7 protein-coding genes are annotated in these 22,381 nt (G+C 72.0%); 4 read left to right on the top strand and 3 right to left on the bottom strand.

The window, feature by feature from the left end; all coding sequences use genetic code 11:
• Positions 1-233 precede the first annotated feature (233 nt).
• Entirely contained in the window at positions 234-11,798 is an 11,565-nt protein-coding gene (locus WMF46_RS01935) for an amino acid adenylation domain-containing protein (RefSeq protein ID WP_437984032.1), read from the top strand.
• A gap of 22 nt (positions 11,799-11,820) precedes the next feature.
• Here the strand turns inward: WMF46_RS01935 and WMF46_RS01930 are convergent, their stop codons facing one another.
• A complete protein-coding gene (locus WMF46_RS01930; RefSeq protein WP_437984031.1) occupies positions 11,821-16,881 on the bottom strand; it encodes a protein kinase domain-containing protein in 5,061 nt (1,686 codons plus the stop codon).
• 164 nt (positions 16,882-17,045) lie between these two features.
• A complete protein-coding gene (locus WMF46_RS01925; protein ID WP_437984030.1) occupies positions 17,046-18,206 on the bottom strand; it encodes a M20 family metallopeptidase in 1,161 nt (386 codons plus the stop codon).
• 154 nt (positions 18,207-18,360) lie between these two features.
• Between WMF46_RS01925 and argB the strand changes: the two genes are divergently transcribed.
• Together argB and WMF46_RS01915 are read left to right on the top strand one after the other, a co-directional pair.
• Positions 18,361-19,215 (top strand): acetylglutamate kinase, encoded by an 855-nt coding sequence (gene argB / locus WMF46_RS01920; protein WP_437861061.1) that lies wholly within the window; start codon positions 18,361-18,363, stop codon positions 19,213-19,215.
• Between the two features lie 79 nt (positions 19,216-19,294).
• On the top strand, positions 19,295-19,771 hold the full coding sequence (locus WMF46_RS01915) for a hypothetical protein (RefSeq protein WP_437984029.1): 477 nt from the start codon (positions 19,295-19,297) through the stop codon (positions 19,769-19,771).
• On the opposite strand, the gene WMF46_RS01910 is transcribed toward WMF46_RS01915, so the two are convergent.
• Complete coding sequence (locus WMF46_RS01910) at positions 19,723-19,986, bottom strand: hypothetical protein (protein WP_437984028.1); 264 nt, start codon at positions 19,984-19,986, stop codon at positions 19,723-19,725. The two genes, WMF46_RS01915 and WMF46_RS01910, sit on opposite strands and share 49 nt — an antisense overlap.
• 203 nt (positions 19,987-20,189) lie before the next feature.
• Here WMF46_RS01910 and WMF46_RS01905 point away from each other — a divergent pair, with 203 nt between their 5' ends.
• The gene (locus tag WMF46_RS01905; protein WP_437984027.1) at positions 20,190-22,367 is read left to right on the top strand and encodes a hypothetical protein; all 2,178 of its coding nucleotides are present in this window, start codon (positions 20,190-20,192) and stop codon (positions 22,365-22,367) included.
• Positions 22,368-22,381: the final 14 nt, after the last annotated feature.

The raw sequence follows: 22,381 nt of genomic DNA, 5'->3' as shown, positions 1-22,381 counted from the left end.
GGCGTACGCCTGATGCGCGCTCGGGGATGAATTGCGCGCTCGGGACGAGGAGCGCCATGTCACCGAGGACATCGCTGAGCCGACAGCCGGCGCGCGAGATAATGGAGTGCCTGACGACCTGCATGGGTGCCGCCTACACGGCGCGCGTGAGCCCATTGCGAGGGCCTCTCCGAACGCTCGGAGCGGGAGGAGGGAGGTGCTCTCTGACATCAACGGACAGGAGGGCATGCGCCATGGTTGAGCTGACTTACGCGCCACTTTCCTTCGAGCAAGAGACGAAATGGCTCCTCGCTCGAGTCCATGGTCCCGCGCCGGTCATCCATGAAGGCGGCGCGGCCTGGCTCGACGGGGATCTCGATGTACCCAGGCTGCGCCGCGCCATCGAGGCGATATCGGCGCGCCACGAGCCGCTCAGGACCTCCTTTGTCGAGCGCGAGGGAGAGCCGGCGCAGGTCGTCAGGCCCGCGGTGGCGATCGACCTCAGAGAGGTGGACCTGGCCCCGGACCTACAGCCCACCTCGGACGAGGCGGCGCTCGCGGCCGCCCGCGAGGAGGCCGCTCGCCCCTTCGATCTCGAGCGTGCCCCGCTCTGGCGGGTGACGCTCATCCGGGCGCACCCGCGCCGCCACCTGGTCGCGCTGTCCATGCACGGCCTCGTCTGCGACGGCGCCTCCAGCGTGGGGCTGTTCTTCTCGGAGCTCTGCGCCCTCTACCATTCCATGACGCCTCCGGCGCTGCCCATGCGTTATCAGGACCACGTCCGGCGGCAGCTCGACCGCGCCGCCGGAGATCGCCTCGACGCGCGGCTCGACCACTGGACACGGGAGCTCGCCGGCGCGCCGACTGCCCTGGATCTCCCGACGGACCGGCCGCGGCCCGCCGTGCCTGCCTTCGACGGAGGGTCGGTCGAGCGCGCGCTCGATCGATCGCTCCTCCTGCGCCTCGAAGCGGCGGCCCGGGACGAAGGAGCGGGCCTGTTCACCGCGCTGCTCGCGGGGATGCTGGCTGTCCTGCACCGGATCACCGGTGAGGAGGATGTCTTGATCGGCACGCCCCTGCCCGGGCGCGATACGCCGGACGTCCGGGAGCTCATCGGCCTCTTCGGCGGCCCGGTGATCGTGCGGGGCAGGTTCGGCGCACAGCCCTCGTTCCGACAGCTCCTGCGCCAGGTACACCGCTCCATCGAGGAGGGCAGAGCGAACAGCGAGGTTCCCGCCAGGGCGCTGCTGGAGAAGCTCGCCGCGCCGCGCGACCCGGGCCGCACGCCGATCGTCCAGGTCCTCTTCGCGGCGACGCCCCCGAGCCCCCCGCCGTGCAATGGGCCGCTGCTGGCGCTGACCCGAACGGACCTCGCTCTGCCGTACGTCGCTCATGATCTCGTGGTGAGCGTCGAGGACGCCGCCGAAGGGGTCGTCGCGAGGCTCGATTACCGCCGCGATCTCTTCGAGCAGGCGACGGCGGTCAGGCTGCTCGAGCACTGGCAGGCGCTGCTCTGCGGCGCTGCCGAGGCCCCTGATCAGCGGATCTCGGATCTGCCTCTCCTGTCGGCCGACGCGCGGCGGCAGCTCCTCGTCGACTGGAGCAGCGGCGCGGCGACGCCCCGGCCGCGCGAGCTGGTCCACGAGCAGGTCGAGGAGCAGGCGCGCCGCGCCCCTTCCGCCGCCGCGGTGGCGTTCGAGGGCGAGCGGCTCACGTATGCCGAGCTGGATCGGCGGAGCAACCAGATCGCCCACCTCCTCAGGAAGAGCGGCGCCGGGCCTGGCGCGCTCGTCGGCATCTGCCTGAAGCGCTCGCCGGACATGATCGTGGCCGCGCTCGGCGTGCTCAAGGCGGGGGGCGGGTACGTCCCGCTCGACCCGGCCTATCCGCCGGCTCGGCTCGCGTTCATGCTGGAGGACGCGAAGGTGTCGGCGCTCCTGACCAGCGACGACCTCGTCTGCCGGGTGCCGAGCCGCGGGCTCAGCGTCGTTCGCCTCGACGCGGATCGGGCGATGCTCGATCGCGAGCCCGTGGACAAGGTGCCTCCGGCCGCTGACCAGGCGCCGGACGACCTGGCGTATGTCATCTACACGTCGGGCTCCACGGGCCGGCCGAAAGGCGTGCTCGTGGAGCACCGCGGGCTCACCAACCTGGTCGCCTGGCACAGGCGGCGGTTCACCCTGTCCAGCACGGATCGAACCACCCTCATCGCGAGCCCGGGCTTCGACGCCTCGGTCTGGGAGATGTGGCCCTCGCTCTGCTCCGGCGCCTGCCTCTACATCCCCTCCGAGCCCCTCCGCCGCTCGCCCCTGGAGCTCCAGCGGTGGCTGCTGGAACAGCACATCTCGGTCTCCTTCGTCCCCACCCCCATCGCCGAGGAGCTGCTGCGCCTCGACTGGCCCGCTCGCTGCTCCCTGCGCGCCCTGCTCACCGGCGGCGACAGGCTACGGCGCTGGCCTCACCGCGCCATCCCCTTCGAGGTCGTCAACAACTACGGCCCCACCGAGGCCACCGTCGTCACCACCTCCTGCGCCCTCCCCAGGGAAGCCCACGACGACCGCGGCCCCTCACGCGAGCCGCCCATCGGCAAACCCATCGACAACGTCCGCGTCTACGTCCTCGATCCCCGACGCCAGCCCGTCCCCATCGGCGTCCCCGGCGAGCTCTACATCGCCGGCGACGGCCTCGCCCGCGGCTACCTCCACGACCCGCAGCTCACAGAGGACCGCTTCCTCCCCGACCCCTTCTCCTCCGACCCCGGTGCGCGCATGTACCGCACCGGCGACCTCGTCCGCTGGCGGCATGACGGCGATATCGAGTTCCTCGGCAGGATCGACCACCAGGTCAAGATCCGCGGCTTCCGCCTGGAGCTCGGAGAGATCGAGGCCGCGCTCAGGCAGCACCCCGCCCTCGACGACGCCGTCGTCCTCGCGACGGACGACGCCCACGACGACAGGCGCCTCGTCGCCTACGTCGTCCCGACGAGCGGCGGCGGAGCCTCCGCGCGAGGCGTGGAGGGAGTGGAGGCGTCGCCGGCAGCGCTCCGCGCTCACCTCCAGGGCCGGCTGCCCGAGTTCATGGTGCCGTCCACCTTCGTCGCGCTCGACGCGCTGCCGATGACGGCGAACGGCAAGGTCGACCGAGCGGCGCTCCCGGCCCCCGGCCCCGCGCGGACCGCGCTGGCGCACGCCTTCGTCGCGCCTCGCTCTCCCGTCGAGCGGGCGCTCGCCGAAATCTGGCAGGAGGTGCTGCGGCAGGAGCGCGTGGGGGTGCATGACAGCTTCCTCGAGCTGGGCGGCAGCTCTGTCCATGCCGTGCGGCTGCTCTCCCGCGTGCGCAGCGCGCTCGGGGTCGAACTCGCGTTCCAGGAGCTCTTCCGCCGCCCGACCATCGCCGAGCTCGCGCCCCTCGTGAGGCAGGAGCCCGCGGCGCGCGGGGCCGAGCGCGCGATCTCGCCCGTCCCGCGCCTCGGGCCGCTGCCCCTGTCCTTCGGGCAAGAGCGGCTCTGGTTCCTCCAGCGGCTGGCGCCGGAGAGCCGGGCCTACAACTGCTTGTTCCCGTTCCGCCTGCGCGGGCGCGTCGATGTCGGAGCGCTGGACAGGAGCCTCCGCGAGCTCGCGCAGCGGCACGAGATCCTTCGGACGACCTACGCGGAGCGCGACGGGCGGCCGGTCCAGATCATCGCCCCGCAGAGCGCGTCGCAGCTCAACGTGATGGATCTCCAGCACCTCTCCCCGGAAGAGCGGGAGGTCGCGGCGCACCAGCGCATCAACGCAGAGGCGCAGACCCTCTTCGACCTCGAGCGAGGCCCCCTGCTCCGGGCTTGCCTGCTCAAGCTCGGGCCGGAGGACCACATCCTGTGGCTCCACCTCCATCACATCGCGACCGACGGCTGGTCCATCGAGCTCGCGTTCCGCGAGCTCGCCATCCTCTACGACGGCCACCGCCGGGGCGCCCCCGCGGCGCTGCCCGAGCTCGCGATCCAGTACGCCGACTTCGCCGCGTGGCAACGCGAGCAGATGAGGGACAGCGCCCGAGCAGAGCTGCTCGCCTGGTGGAAAGAGCGGCTGCTCCACGCGCCGCCCCTGCTCGAGCTGCCGAGCGATCATCCGCGGCCGGCGATCCAGAGCCTGCGCGGCGCCACCGTCTCCTTCCGGATCGACGCGCCGCTCGCGGAGCGCCTCGGGGAGCTCAGCGCCCAGCGGGGGATGACGGTGACGATGGTCCTCATGGCCGCCTTCGCCGTCCTGCTGCACCGGTACACGCAGCGCGACGACCTCTTGATCGGAATGCCGAGCGCCAACCGGGCGCGCATGGATCTCGAGGAGATCATGGGCTTCTTCGTGAACATCGTGCCCCTGCGCGTCGATCTGTCCGGCGACCCGAGCTTCGACGAGCTGCTCCAGCGGGTGCGGCAGCTGTGCCTGGAGGCCTACGAGCACGACATGCTGCCCTTCGATGTGCTCGTGCAGGAGCTGAGGCCCGAGCGCAGCCCGGGCTACAACCCGGTCGTGCAGATCGTCTTCGCCCCGCAGAGCCCGGCGGAGCGCGATCTCGCGCTCGCCGGGGTCGAGGTCCGTCCCATCGAGGCCGACGCCAAGAAGACGATCTTCGACCTCTCGCTGTACTCCTGGGAGAGCCCCGACGGCGTGACGGGGATGCTCGAGTACAGCACCGATCTCTTCGACCGAGCGACGATCGAGCGGATGGCGGAGCACCTGCTGACGGTGCTCTCCACCGCGGCCTCGGCGCCGGATCAGCCGGTGTCGTCGCTGCCGCTGCTCACGCGCGTCGAGCAGCGGAGGCTCGTGATCGAGATGAACGACACCGCGGTCGACCCTCCAGGAGACCGGTGCGTCCTCGACCTGTTCGAGGAGCAGGCGGCGCGCGCGCCGCATGCCCTGGCCGCCGTGGCCGAGCGCGGCTCGTTGACGTACGGCGAGCTCGATCGCCGAGCGAACCAGCTCGCCCACCGCCTGCGCGAGGCCGGCGTGGCGCCGGGGACGGCGGTCGCGATCCACGCAGAGCGGTCGCTCGCTCTCCTTGTCGGCATCGTCGGGATCCTCAAGGCTTCCGGGGCGTACATCCCCTTCGGCCCCGAGAGCTCGAGCGAGCGGCTGGAGCTCATGCTGAACGACTCCAGGGCGCCGGTGCTCATCACAGGGGCGCGCCTCGCCGACCGCATCCCCGCGTTCGGCGGCGTGGAGATCCGCCTCGACGCCGACGGGCGGGCGCTCACCGGGCAGCCTGATTCGGCGCCGCCGAGGAGCACAGGCCCCTCCGACCTGGCGTATGTCATCTACACGTCGGGCTCCACGGGCCGGCCGAAAGGCGTGCTCGTGGAGCACCGCGGGCTCACCAACCTGGTCGCCTGGCACAGGCGGCGGTTCGCCCTGTCCAGCACCGATCGAACCACCCTCATCGCGAGCCCGGGCTTCGACGCCTCGGTCTGGGAGATGTGGCCCTCGCTCTGCTCCGGCGCCTGCCTCTACATCCCCTCCGAGCCCCTCCGCCGCTCGCCCCTGGAGCTCCAGCAGTGGCTGCTGGAACAGCACATCTCGGTCTCCTTCGTCCCCACCCCCATCGCCGAGGAGCTGCTGCGCCTCGACTGGCCCGCTCGCTGCTCCCTGCGCGCCCTGCTCACCGGCGGCGACAGGCTACGGCGCTGGCCTCACCGCGCCATCCCCTTCGAGGTCGTCAACAACTACGGCCCCACCGAGGCCACCGTCGTCACCACCTCCTGCTCGCTCCTCCGGGGCGCCCCCGCCGACCGCGACGCCTCACGAAAGCCGCCCATCGGCCGGCCCATCGACAACGTGCGCGTCTACGTCCTCGACCCGCGCCGACAGCCCGTCCCCGTCGGCGTCCCCGGCGAGCTCTACATCGCCGGCGACGGCCTCGCCCGCGGCTACCTCCACGACCCGCAGCTCACAGAGGACCGCTTCCTCCCCGACCCCTTCTCCGACGCGCCCGGCGCCCGCATGTATCGCACCGGCGACCTCGTCCGCTGGCTGCTCGACGGCGACATCGAGTTCCTCGGCAGGATCGACCACCAGGTCAAGATCCGCGGCTTCCGCCTGGAGCTCGGCGAGATCGAGGCCACGCTCAGGCAGCACCCCGCCCTCGACGACGCCGTCGTCCTCGCGACGGACGACGCCCACGGCGACAGGCGCCTCGTCGCCTACGTGGTGCCGGGCAGCGGCGGGCAGCGCGCGGCGCACGACGCGGGCCTCCAGGCGGGCCACGTCACGGAGTGGCGCGCGCTGTACGACGATACCTACGCGAAGGACATCGCCGCCACCGATCCGGATCTCGACACGACGGGCTGGAACAGCAGCTACACGGGCGCGCCCATCGAGGCGGCGGAGATGCGCGCGTGGCGCGATTTCACGGTCGAGCGGCTCCTGTCCTTCCAGCCGAAGCGGGTCTGGGAGATCGGCTGCGGGACAGGCCTCCTGCTCCTGAAGACGGCGCCCCGCTGCGAAGCCTACCTGGGGACCGACTTCTCCGAGCAGGCCATCTCCCTGCTCCGCCCCAGGCTCGCCTCCAGGGGGTATACCCACGTGACGCTGGCGCGCCGCGAGGCCAACGACTTCAGCGACGTCGAGCCCGGGAGCTTCGACGCGATCGTCCTCAACTCGATCGTGCAGTACTTCCCCGGCGCCGACTACCTGCGATCGGTGATCGAAGGCGCCGTCCGCTCCGTCGCTCCCGGCGGGCTCGTGTTCATCGGCGACGTGCGGAGCCTCCCCCTGCTCGAGGCGTTCCACGCGTCGGTGCAGCTCCACCGTGCGGCGCCGGACACCGCGGCCGAGGAGCTGCGTGGCCGGGTGCGGCGGGCGATCTCGACCGAGGAAGAGCTCGTCGTCGCGCCCGACTACTTCCGCGCCCTGCGCGGCCAGATCCCGGGCGTGAGCCAGGTGGAGATCTGGCTCAAGCGCGGCCACGGCGCCGAGGAGATGACCCGCTACCGGTACGACGTCGTGCTGTTCGTGGGCGCGGCGGCGGAGCCGGCCGCGATCGATCGATCGATCGGCGGGCCGGCGCCGGCGGACATCGACGAGATCGAGCGCTCGCTGCGGGAGGACCGCCCCGAGGCGCTGGAGGTGCTGGGCATCCCGAACGCGCGCGTGCACGCGGACGTCGCCCTGGCAGCGGCGCTCTCGACGGCGAGCGGGACCCAGGAGGACCTCTGCGCCGCGGGCCCCGCGCGCGCCGGCGCCGCGATCCAGCCGGAGGCGCTCTGGGAGCTCGGCGGCAGGCTGGGCTACGCGGTCCGCGTCACCTGGTCGCGGACCGGAGGCCCGGAGCGCATGGACGTCCTCTTCGAGCGCGACGGGGATCCGCGGAGGCCGCGCGCCCTCCTCGGCGCGAGCATCGCCGAGGGACAGGCGCGCTCGCCGCTGATCAACGACCCGCTCCGCGCGAAGCAGGCGCGCGCGCTCCTCCCGGCCCTGCGGGCGTTCCTTGCGGCGAAGCTCCCCGAGTACATGGTCCCGGCGATCTTCGTGAAGCTCGACGCGCTGCCGCTCAACGCGAGCGGGAAGGTCGATCGGCGCGCGCTCCCCGCGCCCGAGCGCCCGACGCCGAGCGCCGAGCCCAGGACCGCCGCGCCGGCCTCGGACATCGAGGCCGTCCTGAGCGAGATCTGGCGCAAGGTGCTCGATCTCGACCGCGTGGGGCTCGATGATCGGTTCTTCGAGATCGGCGGCCACTCGCTCCTGCTCGTGCAGGTCCAGGCCGCGCTCCAGGCGCGCCTCGGCCGGAACGTGCCGATCGTGGAGCTGTTCCAGCACCCGACGATCCGCAGCCTGGCCGCTCACCTCGGGGCGGCCTCGCGGGCCGCGGAGGCAGACGAGACCGCGGCGCCGGCGCCGCCGACGCGGCCCTCGAGCCGCCGGGCCCCCGCGCCGGAGCGCAAGGCGGCGCCCGCGAACGCCGTCGCGATCGTCGGGATGTCCGGGCGCTACCCCAGGGCGCGCGACGTCGACACGCTCTGGTTCAACCTGCGCAACGGCGTCGAGGGCATCCGCTTCTTCACGCCCGAGGAGCTGGAGGCCTCGGGCGTCGATCTGGACCTGATCCGCGCGCCGAACCTCGTGCCGGCGTGCGGCGTGCTGGATGACGCGATGTGCTTCGACGCGCGGTTCTTCGGCTACAGCCCGAACGAGGCGATGCTCATGGACCCGCAGCACCGGATCTTCCTCGAGTGCGCCTGGGAGGCGATGGAGAGGGCCGGCTACGATCCGCTCTCGTGCACGCAGTCGGTCGGCGTCTTCGCCGGGAGCGAGGCCCCGCTGTACTGGCTGGAGCGCGTCGGCATGCCCAAGGCGCCGCTGAGCGCCGAGTACTACCGGATCTTCACCGGGAACGTCGCCGACGGCCTGACGACGCGGGTCGCGTACAAGCTGGGCCTCCGCGGGCCCGCCGTGACGGTGCTGACCGCGTGCTCGACGTCGCTCGTCGCGGTGCACCTGGCCTGCCAGAGCCTCGCCACGAAGGAGTGCGACATGGTCCTCGCGGGCGGCGTCGTTGTCCTGCCGCCGACGCGGCTCGGCCACGTCCACGAGGAGGGCTCGCTCGCGTCGCCGGACGGACACTGCCGGCCGTTCGACGTCGACGCGCAGGGGACCGTGGCCGGCAGCGGCGTGTCGGTGGTCGTGCTCAAGCGGCTGGAGGACGCGCTCCGCGACGGCGACCACATCCACGCCGTCATCCTCGGGTCCGCGATCACCAACGACGGCTCGCGCAAGGTCAGCTACGCCGCGCCGGGCACGGACGGACAGGCGCAGGCCATCCTCAGGGCGCACGCCGCCGCGGGGGTGGAGCCGGAGAGCATCACCTTCGTCGAGGGCCACGGGACGGGCACGAGGCTCGGCGATCCGATCGAGGTCGCCGCCCTGTCGCGCGCCTTCAGAAATGGCACTGACAAAGTCGGGTTCTGCGCGCTGGGCTCGCTGAAGAGCAACCTGGGGCACCTGGGGGCGGCCGCCGGGGTCACCGGGCTCATCAAGGCCGCGCTCTCGCTCGAGCACGAGCTGATCCCGCCCACGCTCCACTTCCGGCGCCCGAACCCCGAGCTCCACCTGGAGAGCAGCCCGTTCTTCGTCAACGCCGCGCCGCTCGCCTGGAAGCGCGGAGCGCGCCCGCGCCGCGCCGGGGTGAGCGCCTTCGGGATGGGCGGCACGAACGCCCACGTGGTCCTGGAGGAGGCGCCCGCGACGGAGCCGTCCGGCCCGTCGCGGGCTTGCCAGCTGCTGGTCCTGTCCGCGCAGACGAGCGAAGCGCTCGAGGGCATCACCGATCGGCTGGCCGGGCACCTGCGGCACGCGGCGCGCGTCTCCCTCCCCGACGTCGCCTTCACGCTCCAGCAGGGCCGGGCGCGGTTCGCGCATCGCCGGGCGATCGTCTGCCGCGATCCGGCCTCGGCGGCCGCCCGCCTGCGAGCGCGCGATCCCGCCCACGCCTTCAGCGACGTCGCCGAGGGCCGCGCGCCGAAGGTGGTGTTCCTCTTCCCCGGCGGAGGCTCCCAGCGGGTGGACATGGGGCGAGAGCTGTACGCGAGCGAGCGCGTCTTCCGGGAGAGCCTCGATCAGTGCGCCGCGCTGTTCCAGCGCGCGCTCTCCATGGATATCCGGGCGCTGCTCTTCCCGGGCCCCGAGGAGCGGGAGCGCGCGGCCGAGCAGCTGCGCGCCCCCTGCGCGAACATGGCGGCCATCTTCTCGACCGAGGTCGCGACGGCGCGGCTCCTCCTGTCGTGGGGCATCCGCCCGGCGGCGGTCAGCGGACACAGCCTGGGCGAGTACACAGCCGCCTGCGTCGCGGGCGTGCTGTCGCTCGAGGCCGCGGTGACGCTCATCGCGGCGCGCGGGCGCCTGTACGAGCAGCTGCCCAGGGACGTGGCGACGCTCGTCGTGCATCTCTCCGAGGACGCGCTGCTCGATCGGCTCGGCGACGGCCTCTCCCTGGCCGCCGTCAACGGCCCGGAGGTGTGCGTCGTCTCCGGGACGCTGCCGGCGATCGAGCGCCTCGAGCGGGAGTGCGCGCGCGAGGGCCACGAGACCCGGCGCTTGCCGATCGCCACGGCCGCGCACTCCTCGCTCGTCGGCCCGCTCGCGGACCGCTTGACCCAGGTGGCGGCCTCGCTGGAGCGACGGGCACCCCGCATCCCGATGCTCTCGAACCTCACCGGCGCGTGGATGACGGACGCCGATGCGGAGGATCCGTCCTACTGGGCTCGGCACCTCCGGGGGACCGTCCGCTTCGAGCGAGGGCTCGCAGCGCTGCTCCGCGACCCGGATCACGTCTTCGTCGAGGTCGGGCCCGGGCGGACGCTGGCGACGCTGGCGAGCCAGCACCCCGACGCCGGCGCGGGGCGGCTCATTGTCACCACGATGGCGAGCTCGGGCTCCGATCGGACGGACCTGGAGGCGTTGCTCGCCGCCGTCGGCCAGCTCTGGTGCGCCGGCGCCGACGTCGACTGGGCGGCGTTCTCCCGGGACGAGCGGCGCCGGCGCGTCCCGCTGCCGACGTACCCGTTCAAGCGCACGCCGTACATGCTCGGCGCCTCGCGCCCGGCGCCCGCGACGATGGCGGCGCCCTCGTCGGCGCTCGACAGCAGCGACGCGGCGTCGCTCCCGGCGCCTGCGACGGAGCGGGTCGCCGCGAGCTCCGAGCCGAGGGCGGGGGCGCCTGCGGATCACGCGGCGCGCGCGCTCGCGGACATCTTCAGGGAGGTGCTCGGCGTGGCCAAGGTGCGGCCGCACGACAACTTCTTCGACCTCGGCGGGGACTCCTTGAGCGCGATCGCGGTGCGGACCCTGATCAAGGAGCGGCTGAAGGTCGAGCTCCCGGTGCACGCGCTGCTGGAGCTCCGCACCGTCGCGGCGCTCGCCGAGCACATCCACGAGAGCCAGCCTTCCAGCGCCTCCGCGCCGCCCACCTACAGGAGCGCCAGCGTCGCGTCGGGGCGCGGGCGCGGCCGGCTCATCGTCCCGCTCCACGTCGGGTCGCACCGCAGGGCGCCGCTGTTCCTCGTGCAGCCCATCGGCGGCACGATCTTCATCTACCGCGAGCTGGCGCGGCAGATGGGCGCCGACCTGTCCATCTACGGGATCCGGGCGTCGGGGATGGAGCCCGACGAGCCCGTCTTCGCCGACATCCCCGCCATGGCGGCGCGGTACGTTCAAGAGCTGCGCGCCGTCCAGCCGGAGGGCCCGTACCTCCTGGGCGGCCACTCGGCCGGCGGCGTGATCGCCTACGAGATGGCGCAGCAGCTCCTGGCGGAAGGGAAGAAGGCGCAGCTCCTCCTGCTGGACACCGGATCCCTGGCGTCCGTGCGGGGCGCGTCGATCGAGAGCGCCGACGACGTGCTCCGGCAGCTGATCGGGCTCAAGGACGCGGCCCCCAAGGCGTACCAGGGCTTCGTCGCCGCGCTCCGGGAGGACGCGCCGTTCCGCGCCATCGTGCTGAGCACCTGGCGCGCCATGACGCGCTACGAGCCGCGCCCGACGGAGGCCAGCGTCCTGTTCGTGCGCGCGCGCGATCAGCTCGGCGCGAGCGAGCCCGACGACGTCGACTACTGGAGGGATCTCACCCGCGGGCGGTTCGTCATGCACCAGGTCCCGGGCAACCATTTCACCATGATGGAGCCGCCTCAGGTCGCGTCCGTGGCCCGCGTCGTCCGGGCGCACATCACGGCGCGGAGCCGCGTGCGGGCCAGGATCCCCGAGAGCACCGCGCGTTCGGGGTTGAGCCGATGGAGCTCCCGGAGAAGCGGCCCGGACAGCAGCCCCGACAGCGGACAGGCGAGGACCTGAGCCGGTCGAGCCGGCGCCGCGCTCAACGCGCGGCGCTCTTCACGAGGCCGTCGGTCCTCCCCGTCCTCTGCAGCGCGTACGCGATGCCGCTCTGGAGCGTCCCCCGCGTCACGATCTCTCTGAACTCGATCTCCAGGCCCGTGAGGGTCGTCGCGACCTCGGGGCGGATGCCGGTGAGCACCGCCTGCGCCCCGAGCATCCGGAGGGCCTTCGCCGTGGATATCAGCGTGCTCGCGACGTCGCTGTCGACGAGCTTCACGCCGGTGATGTCGATGATGACGACCTCGGCGCCGTTCGACTCGACCCCGTGCAGGGCGGTGCTGAGCGCCTGCTGGGCCCGGGCGCTGTCCATCATCCCGATCAGCGGCATGACCATGATCCGGTCGGTGATCGGGATGATGGGGGTGGACAGCTCCGCGAGCCGGTCGTTCTGCACCCGGATGATCTCTTCCTGCAAGGACAGGCGCTCCCGCTCGCTCCGCTCTCGCCCGGCGAACTCGACCCCGAGCCGCTGCTCGGCCTCCTGGAGCGCCGCCGTGCGGTGCTCCAGGTGCTCGTAGAGCAGCGCGTTCTCCACGGCCGTCCCGGCCTGCGTCAGAAGGAGCCTGACGAGCTCCTGCCGCGCCGGCTTGAAGGTGCTCGGGGCGAGCCGGTTCTCCAGGTAGATGATCCCCTTGGTCCGGCCCTGGTGGACCATGGCCAGGCACAGGATCGACCTCGGGGCGCACGCGGCGATGTACGGGTCGCCCGCGAACCGGGGCTCCTGGGTCGCGTCCGCCAGGATCACGGGCTCCTTCGTCCTCGCCACGTACTGCACGATGGAGACCGGCACGTCGGCGCTCCCCTCGAGCGGGGCGGCCAGGCCCGCCCGGAGCGAGCTCGGCTCCGCCGTGACGACCGCCTCGACGAGCAGGTGCTGTTCGCGCTCGAGGATGAGGGCGCCCTTCTGCGCGCCGGAGTTCTTGATGACGATCTCCATCAGCCGGCTCACGACGCTCTCCAGGACGACCTCGCCCGCGAGCGCCTGCGCGGCCTGGATGACCGCTTCCACGTCGAGGATGCTGGTGCTGAGCCGCGTCGTCGACGTGGTCTGCGCCCTGCCGGAGCGCGATGAGGCGACGACGCTGCGCGGCCCGAGGAGCCCTCCGTCGGCAGGCACGAGGTGGGGAGCGACCCGCGCCAGGCTCTCCACCTTGGCCGTCGCCCCCCACAAGAGGTACGCGTGGTAGGCGTCCGTCATGAAGGCCCGCGCGGACCGGAGCAGCCCCTCGGCCTCGTACAGCTTCGCCGCGATCTCGCTCGCGATCGCCTCGTCGCGCACGAACCGGCTCGCCTTCGCCGCTTCGATCGCCTTCTCGTAAAGCATCATCGCGTCCCGCGTCCTCCCCGAGAGGCGCGCCACCTCGCCCGCCACGAGGGTGCTCTTGTGGGCGTAGTTGGACGGGCTCAGCTCCGCCCAGTGGTTCAGCTTCGCCTCGAGCCTCGCGATCGCCTCCATGTGCTGCGCCCGCTCGCCGTCCGGCGCCCCGTCGCACGACGCCGCGAGCGTCAAGCAGCCGAAGAACACGATCTCCGTCGCCCAGGCGTGGGTCGTCCAGCCCACGCTCTGCCGCTCGGCCGTGGCCAGGATCGAGCGCGCGGACGCGTAGTCCCCGTGGAGGTAGCTCAGCTGAAGCTTGAAGGCGCTGTACCAGCTGGCCACGTAGCCGAGCTCCGGCCCCTCGATCGACCGCGTGAACTCGGCCTCGTCGAACGACCCACCGCTCAGGGAGTGCCCCCCTTCGGTTCGACCCGTGAGGTTCGCGACCACCTGCTTCGCGCAGACCAGGGCGTGGATCGTTGTCAGGTCGCCGATCCGCCGCACGAGCGCGAGGTTCTGCTCGATCTCGTCCGCGAGCGCGTCCAGATCGTCACCGAGGTTCAGCTTCGCCGCCGCGATGTGCATGCAGCAATACGACGCGTAGACCAGGTCGCCGCTCGCCAGCCCGGCCTGGCGGGAACGCCCGAAGCAGTCGATCGTCTCCGAGAGATGCTCGAACAGATGGAGTGTCGCCGCGAAGTAGATCAGCAGCTTGCAGGTGAGGCGAACGTTGTTGAACTTCTCGTTGAGCGCGATCCCGAGCTTCGCGAACTCGTACCCTTCCTCGTATCGCTGAGGGTTGTCCCGGAACAGGGGCAGATCGTTCCCTAGCATGCTGCCGAACGAGACGTACCCCAGGGCGGACATGGCCGAGTTGCCGTGCTTTATCGACAGGTTGATCTGCTTGACCACCACGAGCAAGGCGAGGGTCGGATCCACGGCGTTCGCCGGCGTCGCCAGCTCGCCGAGGAGGCCCAGGATCATCTGTGTCTCCGCGCCGGAGGCCTGCGGCAGGTCGATGAGACTCGCTATTTCGCGCGTCTCCAGGCTCGCCCGCATGGCGGCGAGCTCCTCGCGCAGCATCACCTCGCGCTCCTCGGCGGTCTGCGGGAGCGCGACCCCGAGCAGCCCGAGCGCCTCCAGCGCCTGGTCTATCACCCGGTTGATCTGGCCGAGCATCAGGTAGAAGGTCATGCGCAGCACGCAGACGTTCGCGCGATCCAGCGTCGTCTTCGCGTGGGTCGAGAGGACGTCGAACAGCGGCTCGGCCGCCTCGAAGCCGCCGCTCAGGCACCTGCACTCCGCGAGCTCGGCGTGGAGCCCGAACGCGAGCTCGTACTCGCTCTTCCAGCTCTCCGCGTCGAGCAGCGATGTCCCGATCTCGAGGTAATGGACGGCGGCGTCATAGGCCGCCCCCATCTTCGCCCGCTTGCCGGCGTCGAGGTTCAGCCGCGAGAGCGCCCGCTTCTCGCGCTCGTCCGTGATCAGGGCGACGCCCCTGTTCATGTGGCCCACGATGTCGAACAGCTCGGCCTCGGACTGATCTCGCCTGCTGTCCTCCAGCATCAGCCGCCCGATCTGGAGGTGCGCAGCCTGCTTGTCCGCGTCGTCCATGAGCGCGTAGGCGGCCTGCTGCACGCGATCGTGCAAGAACCTGTAAGAGACGTTGAGCTCCTCGCCGGAGCCGTCCTCTGCGACGGCGAGCTCACCGTCCATGGCGATATCGAAGAACCTGGACTCGGCGTCCACGGGGAGGATGAAGCCCTCGCGGAGCACGCCCCAGAGCTCGCGGGCCGCCTCCAGGCGCGACCTCCTCGTCACGATCGCCAGCGTCGTCAGATCGAACTGGTGGCCGACGCACGCCGCGAGGGAGAGGATACGCTGGGCGCGCTCGGGCAGCCGGCGCATCTTGCCCACCATGAGCTCGATCACGTTCTCCGAGGCCTTCGCCTCGCGGATGCGATCGATGTCCCATGTCCACGAGAAGCCGCCGGGGTCGAACGAGAGGAGCCTCTCGGCGTGCAGGCTCTTCATGAGCTGGCTCATGAAGAACGGGTTGCCCCGGGTCTTGTCGAAGATGAGCCGCGCGAGGGGCTCCGCGCGGTGAGGATCGCAGCTCAACGTGTCGGCGACGAGCTGGTTCACGTCGGAGAAGACGAGCGGCTTGAGCGTCAGCTCGGTCACCGCCGCCGCCTTCTTGCGGAGCTCCGCGAGGACCACGGAGAACAGGTGGCTCGCGTCGACCTCGTTGTCGCGGTACGCGCCGATCATGAGCATGCAGGCGATCCGCGCCTCGGCCGCGATGCTCTGGAGGAACTTGAGCGACGCCGCGTCCGCCCACTGCAGGTCATCGAAGAAGAGGACCAGGGGGCGCTCCTGGGAGGGGAAGGCGCGGCAGAAGTTCTGGAGCGTCAGCTGGAACCGCGCCTGCGACTCGGTGGGGCCGAGCGCCGGGGCGGCCGGCTGAGGGCCGATGAGGAGCTCGAGCTCCGGTATCAGGTCGATGAGGAGCTGCCCGTTCGAGCCGACCGCCGCCGAAAGCCTGCGCTTCCACTGCCCCAGCGCCTCGGCAGACTCCGCCATGATGTTGCGGATGAGCTCCTGGTAGACGTGCGCGACGGCCGCGTACGGCGTCGTGCGGTTGAGCTGGTCGAACTTGCCGGTCGCGAAATACCCTCTCTCACGAACGACGCTCTTCTGGAGCTCGTTCACGAGGACCGACTTGCCGATCCCGGAGTAGCCGGAGACCAGGACGAACTCGCTCCCGCCCTGCCTGGTGCGGCTCCACGCGTCGGAGAGGAGCGCGACCTCGGTCTCCCGGCCGTAGAGCTTCTGAGGCGCCCGCAGCTCATCGACGTAGTCGTATCGGCCGGCGGGGAACGGCTCGATCTTCCCCTTGGACGAGAGCTGCGACGAGCACTCTTCCAGGTCGAGCTTGAGCCCGTGGGCGCTCTGGTACCTGTCGTCGGGGCTCTTGGCGAGGAGCTTCATCACGATGTCGGAGACGGCGCTCGGCACCGCGGGCGACACGGTCTGCGGCGCCGGCGGGGTCCGCGCGATGTGGCTGTGCACGAGGTCCATGAGGTCCGTCGTCCGGAAGGGGAGGACGCCCGTCACCATCTCGTACAGGGTGACGCCCAGGGAGTAGAGGTCCGTGCGACGATCGATGACGACGTTCAGCCGCCCGCTCTGCTCCGGCGACATGTAGGCCAGGGTCCCCTCGAAGGACGCGAAGCGGTTCGCTTTGTGGGCCTCCTGCGACAGGCGCGTCGCGCTGCCGAAATCCGTCAGCTTCGCCTCCAGCGTCTGCGCGTTGACGAGGATGTTGTGCGGCTTGACGTCCATGTGAGTGACGCCTCGTCGATGGATGGACTCCAGGGCGTCCGCGATCGAGATCGCGATACGGAGCGCGTCCTCGAGCTTCAGCTTGCTCGCGCCGATGATCTCGTTGAGCGGGCGCTCGCCCGCGTCCTCCATGACGAGCGCCAGGCCGCTGCCCACCTTCTCGATCCCATAGACCCTCACGACGCCAGGCAGCGCGAGGTCCCGGGCGATGGCGTACTCGTACTTGAGCTTCGCGATCTCGACCGGCAGCGGGCGCTCGCTCTTGAGCCGCTTGATCGCCACCGGGGAGCCGTCGCTCTCCCGAACTCCCCGGTAGACCGTCGTCGCCGAGGATTCGTGGATGACGCCCGTCAATGTGTAAGCAGCCCCACTTGCCATAAATACATTCTCGCGGGTTCGCGTCATCACAGCAAGGGGATCCCTGACAGCGTCGACACGCGGCGCACGCGGCGCACGCGGCAGTCGCCCAGGTGATCCACTGGGGTCGCACGTAGCAGCCCGCGGCAGGCGAGCGTCGGAGTCGCGCGCCGCCCGTCAGCCCCTCAGGCGCGCCGGCCCAGCAGGAACGCCGCCAGCGCCTCCGCCTTGGGGAGCAGCGTGCCCACCTCGATGAGCTCGTCCTTCGTGTGGAAGCCGCTCCCCCGCGGCCCCAGGCCGTCGATGGACGGGATCCCGATCTCGGCCGTCGAGCTGGCGTCGGATCCGCCGCCGAGGAGGGGCGCCTCGGCGTCGCCGAGCCCCGCCGCCCGCGCGCAGGCCGCGTACTCACGGCAGAGCGCCGCGCTCGCGTCGGTCCGGGCGAGCGGCGACCGCGCGATCTCGCCGTCGACCTGCACGGCGGTGCCGGGCACCTCGGCGGCCGCCTCGCGCGCCGCCGCGGCGAGCGCCGCCAGCATCGCCTCGCCGTCCGCGCGGCTCACGAAGCGGAGGTCGACCTGCGCCTCCGCCGCGTCGGGCACCGTGTTCCTGCCCTGCCCTCCGCTCACCTTGCCGACGTTGACGGTCACCCCTCGCCCGTAGTCGGTGAGCTGCTGCGCCCGGTCGACGAAGCGCGCGAGCGCCCAGATGGCGTTCGCGCCCTGCCGGTGCGCGTTGCCGGCGTGCGCCGCCTTGCCCGTGGCCCTCACCGTCGCGCCCCCCGTGCCCTTGCGCGCTGTGATGATCCGGTCCCCCTCGCGCCCCGCCTCGAACACGAGCGCGCACGCGGCGCCCGCGAGCTCGCGCTGCAGCAGCGGGCGCCCCTCGGGCGACCCGACCTCCTCGTCCGCCACGATCGCGAACCGCACCGGGATCGCCGGCAGCGCGCCGATCCGCTCGAGCGCCCTGAGCGCCTCGATCACCACCACGAGCCCGCCCTTCATGTCGAGCACGCCGGGCCCGCGCGCGAGCTCCCCGTCCAGGCGGAAGCCCTCGAAGACCCCCGGGGGGAACACCGTGTCGAGGTGCCCGACGAGGGCGACGTGCCCCGCCGGCGACGCCTTGGCCGCCTCGCTCTCCGCCACCCAGTGCGCCGCGTAGCGCGCGCTCGCGAACCGCCGCACGCACAGGCCGGGGATCGTCGAGAGCTCGTTGGCAAGGACCTCGCCCACGGCGTCGCCGCCGCGCGGGTTGTCCGTGAACGAGTTGAGGTTCACCAGCCGCTCGAGGAGCGCGAGCATGGGCTCCGCGCGGCTGGACAGCGCCTGTCGGAGGGCCTGGATCACCGCGCCAGCATGCCACGGAAGCCACGGAGGGCCGAGCGCCGCCCCGCCCGAGGTCGCCGGCGCCCGCTCGCGCTGCCACCACGCTGCCACCACCCTGCGCGCCGGCGACCTCTGCCCTGGCCGCAGCAGAAGTGGTACGTGTGCCCTTCATGAAATGTCCCAGAGCAGCGCGGAGGCACCCGTGACCACGGCGACGGGCCCGCTCGTCATCAAGCTCGGCGGCGAGGTCGTGGGCGGCCCTGCCCTCGCCATCCTCTCCAGCGACCTCGCGGCGCTCACCCGCGCGGGCGCGCGCGCGATCGTCGTCCACGGCGGCGGCGCGCAGGCCACCCGGCTGCAGGAGCGCCTCGGCATCCCTGTCCGGCAGGTCGCCGGTCAGCGCGTCACCGACGCGGACACGCTCGACGTCATGAAGATGGTCGTCGCCGGCAAGCTCAACGTCGACCTCTGCGCCGCGCTCGTCGCCGCGGGCGCGAGGCCGGTGGGGCTCCACGGCGCGAGCGGGCCCGCCCTCTCGGCGGTCAAGCGGCCGCCGCAGGTCTACGCCGGCGCCGGGCCCGAGCCGGTGGACCTCGGCCTCGTCGGCGACATCACGGGCGTCGATCGCGGGCTGCTCGAGCTGCTCGGGAGCGGCGGTTACCTGCCCGTCCTCGCCTGCCTGGGGGCCGGCGCGGACGGGCAGGCGTACAACATCAACGCCGACACGGTCGCCAACCGGGTCGCCATCGAGCTCGGCGCGGCGGGGCTCTTCCTCGTCAGCGACGTGCCGGGCGTGCTGCGCGACGTCTCCGATCCCGCCTCGCGCATCCCGAGCCTCACGGTCGCCGAGGGGCGCGCCCTCATCGCGAGCGGCGCCGTCACGCGCGGGATGATCCCGAAGCTCGAGGAGTCGTTCGCCGCGCTCGCCGAAGGGGTCCGCCGCATCCACATCCTGGGGCGGCTCAAGCCGGGCGATCTCGCGCGCGAGGCGAGCGAGCCCGGCTCGATCGGCACCGTGCTCGTCCCCTGAGCTGCCCGGCCCACCTCGCCCGAGCCGGCGGCGCGCCGTATGCTCCCCGCCTCACCGCCGTATGTTACCCGCCTCATCGATGACGGATGCCGCCCGAGCAGCGCGCGCGTTCGTCGACGCGCACCGCGAGCAGCTCGCCATCGGCGTGGGCGTGTGCATCGCCAGCTTCATCGCGGGCATGGCGCTCGTCACTGTCGTGCTCGTCCGGCTGCCCGAGGACTACCTGGAGAGGGAGGAGGAGGCTCCCTTCCTGGAAGGACGCCCGACCTGGGTGCGCATGGCGGCGCGCGTCGGAAAGAACCTGCTCGGCGTGATGGCCGTCGCGCTCGGGATCCTGCTGTCGCTGCCCGGCGTCCCCGGTCCGGGCGCGCTGGTGATCCTGATCGGCGTGATGCTCCTCGACATCCCCGGCAAGCGGCGCCTGGAGCGGCGGCTCCTCGGGGCGCCGCGGGTGCGCGCCGTCGCCGACCGTGTGCGCGCCCGCTTCGGCCGCCCTCCGCTGCGCGTTCAGGCTGGCGCCCGCGGCTCTTCACCCGGCTCACCCGGCGCGCCCTGAGCGCCGCGGGCGCCCTGCGCAAGCGCCGCCGGCCCTGCCTTCGGGGCCGCGGCGCGCCGCCGGAGGTGCCACCCGAAGAGCGCCGCAGCGAGCGCGAGCGAGAGCCCCGCCGAGATCCACTCGCGCGGCGCGAGCAGGATGCAGCCGGCCACGAAGGCGCAGCTCGCGAGCGCGAGGCGCTCTTCAGCATCGGGCGCGTCGGGCGCGTTGGACATGGGGCGCACGTCGCCCTCCTCGTTACCGTCCCGCGCCGCGCGCATCAAGCGCGCCGTGCGGTCGCGATCCTGCCCACAGGGCGTGACCCGGCGCGCTCGCACGTCGCGCCCCTGGTCGCCTCGTGCGGCGCCAGCGCGGTTGCGGTAGGTAGGGGATGGGAACGGCGAGCGCTCCGCTCGCGCAGCATCGATCTCGACGCCTTATGAACGCAAAAGACGATCGCGACGAGGGTGGGCCCGAGGGCGCGCTCCGGAACGAGGACCCCGGCGAGAGCCGCGAAGCAGGCCCGGAGGCCGCCGCCGCGAGGGGCGCGGGCGACGGCGCGCGCGCGGGCGACGGCGCAGCGCGCGCGCCGCAGCGCGACGGGGCCGCCGAGGACGATGGCGCCGCGGAGGGCGAGCACGACGAGGAAGACGGCGCGGAGCCGGAGCCGCCTCCGCGGCCGCGCGGGCCCTCGATGTGGGACATCCTCCGGGACAGCTTCTTCACGTTCGACCGGCGGACGCTCGGCTTCACGCGCATCCTGCTCGGCTTCTTCCTGATCGGCGACCTGTTCCGCCGCAGCTGGGCGTGGTCCGACATGTTCGCGGACATCGGCGTCCTGCCGAACCACGTGAACCTCTGGCGCCCGCAGGGCGGCGGGAACTTCTCGCTCGTCAACGCCTTCTCCACGCCGGGCGAGCTCTGGGTCCTCTGGGCCGTGATCTTCGCCACCTACGTCTGCCTGCTCATCGGCTGGAAGACGAAGCTCATGCAGGTGCTCTCGCTCGTGTTCGTCACGAGCATGAACGGGCGCGTCCTGCTCATCGAGAACGGCGGCTACGTCGTCCACAACCTGCTGCTGCTCTGGACGTGCTTCCTGCCGCTGGGCGATCGCTTCTCGGTCGACGCGCTCCTCGCGTCGCTGAAGCGGAGCCGCGAGCGGACCGCGGACGATCTGAACGACCGCTCGACGCTCGACGACCCCCGGAAGCCGGACGCCTTTGTGACCGTCCTCGGGCCCGTCCTGCTGATCCAGCTCTCGGCGATCTACTTCTTCAACGTTGTGCACAAGACCGGCCCCGCCTGGAAGAACGGGACCGCTGTCCACTTCGTTCTCTACGTCGACCGGATGGTGACGCCGATCGTGGCGGACATCCGCGACTACGCGCCGAACTTCCTCATCCTGTTCATGACGAGGATGGTGATCTCGTTCGAGGCGGCCATCCCGGTGTGCCTGCTGTCGCCGCTCGGCCGGGTGTGGGCGCGGCGGCTCACGCTCGTGATGATGAACCTGCTCCACGTCGGGTTCGGCATGACGTTCGTGCTGGGCCCGTTCGCGTGGGCGCTCTGCGTGTTCTCCACGCTCCTCATCAGCCGCGAGGACTGGGAGATCGCCGCGCGCACGATGCGGCGCGTGCATCGGGCCCGCGTTGTGCTGTTCGACCCGCGCTCGCCGGGCGCCGTGCTCGCATGCCGCGTGCTGAAGCGGATGGACCGGTTCGGCCTGCTCACCTTCGAGGCGTCGAGCTCCGCGCCCCACGGGCTCGCGGCGCGGCGTCCGGGCGGCGAGGCGGCCGAGGGGGCGGCGGCGCTCGCCGACATCATCGCGGCGATCCCGCTCGGCCCCGCCGTGGCGTGGGCGCTCCGCCTGCCGCTCGTGCGCGACGCGGCGACCGCGGCGATGGCGGCGGCGCACCGCCGCAGCCTGGGCCGGGCGCTCGGCGCGCGGATCCCGGAGCGCTCCGAGATCGCGCCCCCGCCGGCGCCGCTCCGGCTGGCGGGCCGGAAGGTGCTCGCGACGTTTCGCGAGCTCGCCGTGCTCGTGATGTTCGTCGGCGCGGTCAACCAGGCGGCTGTCGAGCTCTGGGTCATCAAGAACCGCTGGAAGGTGCCTCACCCCGAGCCGACGCGTGTCCTCTCGCAGAAGCTCCGGTTCCTCCAGGGCTGGTTCATGTTCTCGCCGAACCCCGTGATGGACGACGGGACGATCGTCGTCGACGCCATCACGGTCGACGGCCGCCACATCAACCCCTTCACCGGCGAGCCGCCGAACTTCGACCTCCTGCACACGAAGAGCTTCGCGTACACCCAGATCTGGTGCGACTACTTCGCCCGCATCAAGCTGCCGGCGAACACCTCGTACCGGGACGCGATGAAGGAGTACATCTACCGCTACCCCGAGCGCACGGGCCGGCCCGAGGACGCGATCGTCTCCGGGGAGGTGTACTGGGTGAAGGACTGGAACCCGAAGTGGGGCAGCACGGAGAGCTACGGGGAGGAGCGCGAGAAGCTCTTCATCTTCCAGAACCCGAAGGCCCAGGCGCGCGCGCAGGCGGAGCCTCCGCCGGCGCCCGGCGCGCCCGGCGCGCCCGCAGACCCGCCGAGCCCTGCCAACTGATCAGCGCTTCATGC

The sequence above is a fragment of the Sorangium sp. So ce117 genome, assembly GCF_051524395.1.
Classification (GTDB): Bacteria; Myxococcota_A; Polyangia; order Polyangiales; family Polyangiaceae; genus Sorangium; species Sorangium cellulosum_B.
The sequence above is the reverse complement of the archived record's forward strand: the minus strand, read 5'-3'. Positions and strand labels throughout refer to the sequence as shown.

Bases quoted from the DNA above. Each gene is read 5' to 3' on its own strand.
- WMF46_RS01905 (WP_437984027.1), top strand. From the start codon at position 20,190: ATGAACGCAAAAGACGATCGCGACGAGGGTGGGCCCGAGGGCGCGCTC.
- WMF46_RS01915 (WP_437984029.1), top strand. From the start codon at position 19,295: ATGACGGATGCCGCCCGAGCAGCGCGCGCGTTCGTCGACGCGCACCGC.
- WMF46_RS01930 (WP_437984031.1), bottom strand. From the start codon at position 16,881: ATGGCAAGTGGGGCTGCTTACACATTGACGGGCGTCATCCACGAATCC.
- WMF46_RS01910 (WP_437984028.1), bottom strand. From the start codon at position 19,986: ATGTCCAACGCGCCCGACGCGCCCGATGCTGAAGAGCGCCTCGCGCTC.
- argB (WP_437861061.1), top strand. From the start codon at position 18,361: ATGTCCCAGAGCAGCGCGGAGGCACCCGTGACCACGGCGACGGGCCCG.
- WMF46_RS01935 (WP_437984032.1), top strand. From the start codon at position 234: ATGGTTGAGCTGACTTACGCGCCACTTTCCTTCGAGCAAGAGACGAAA.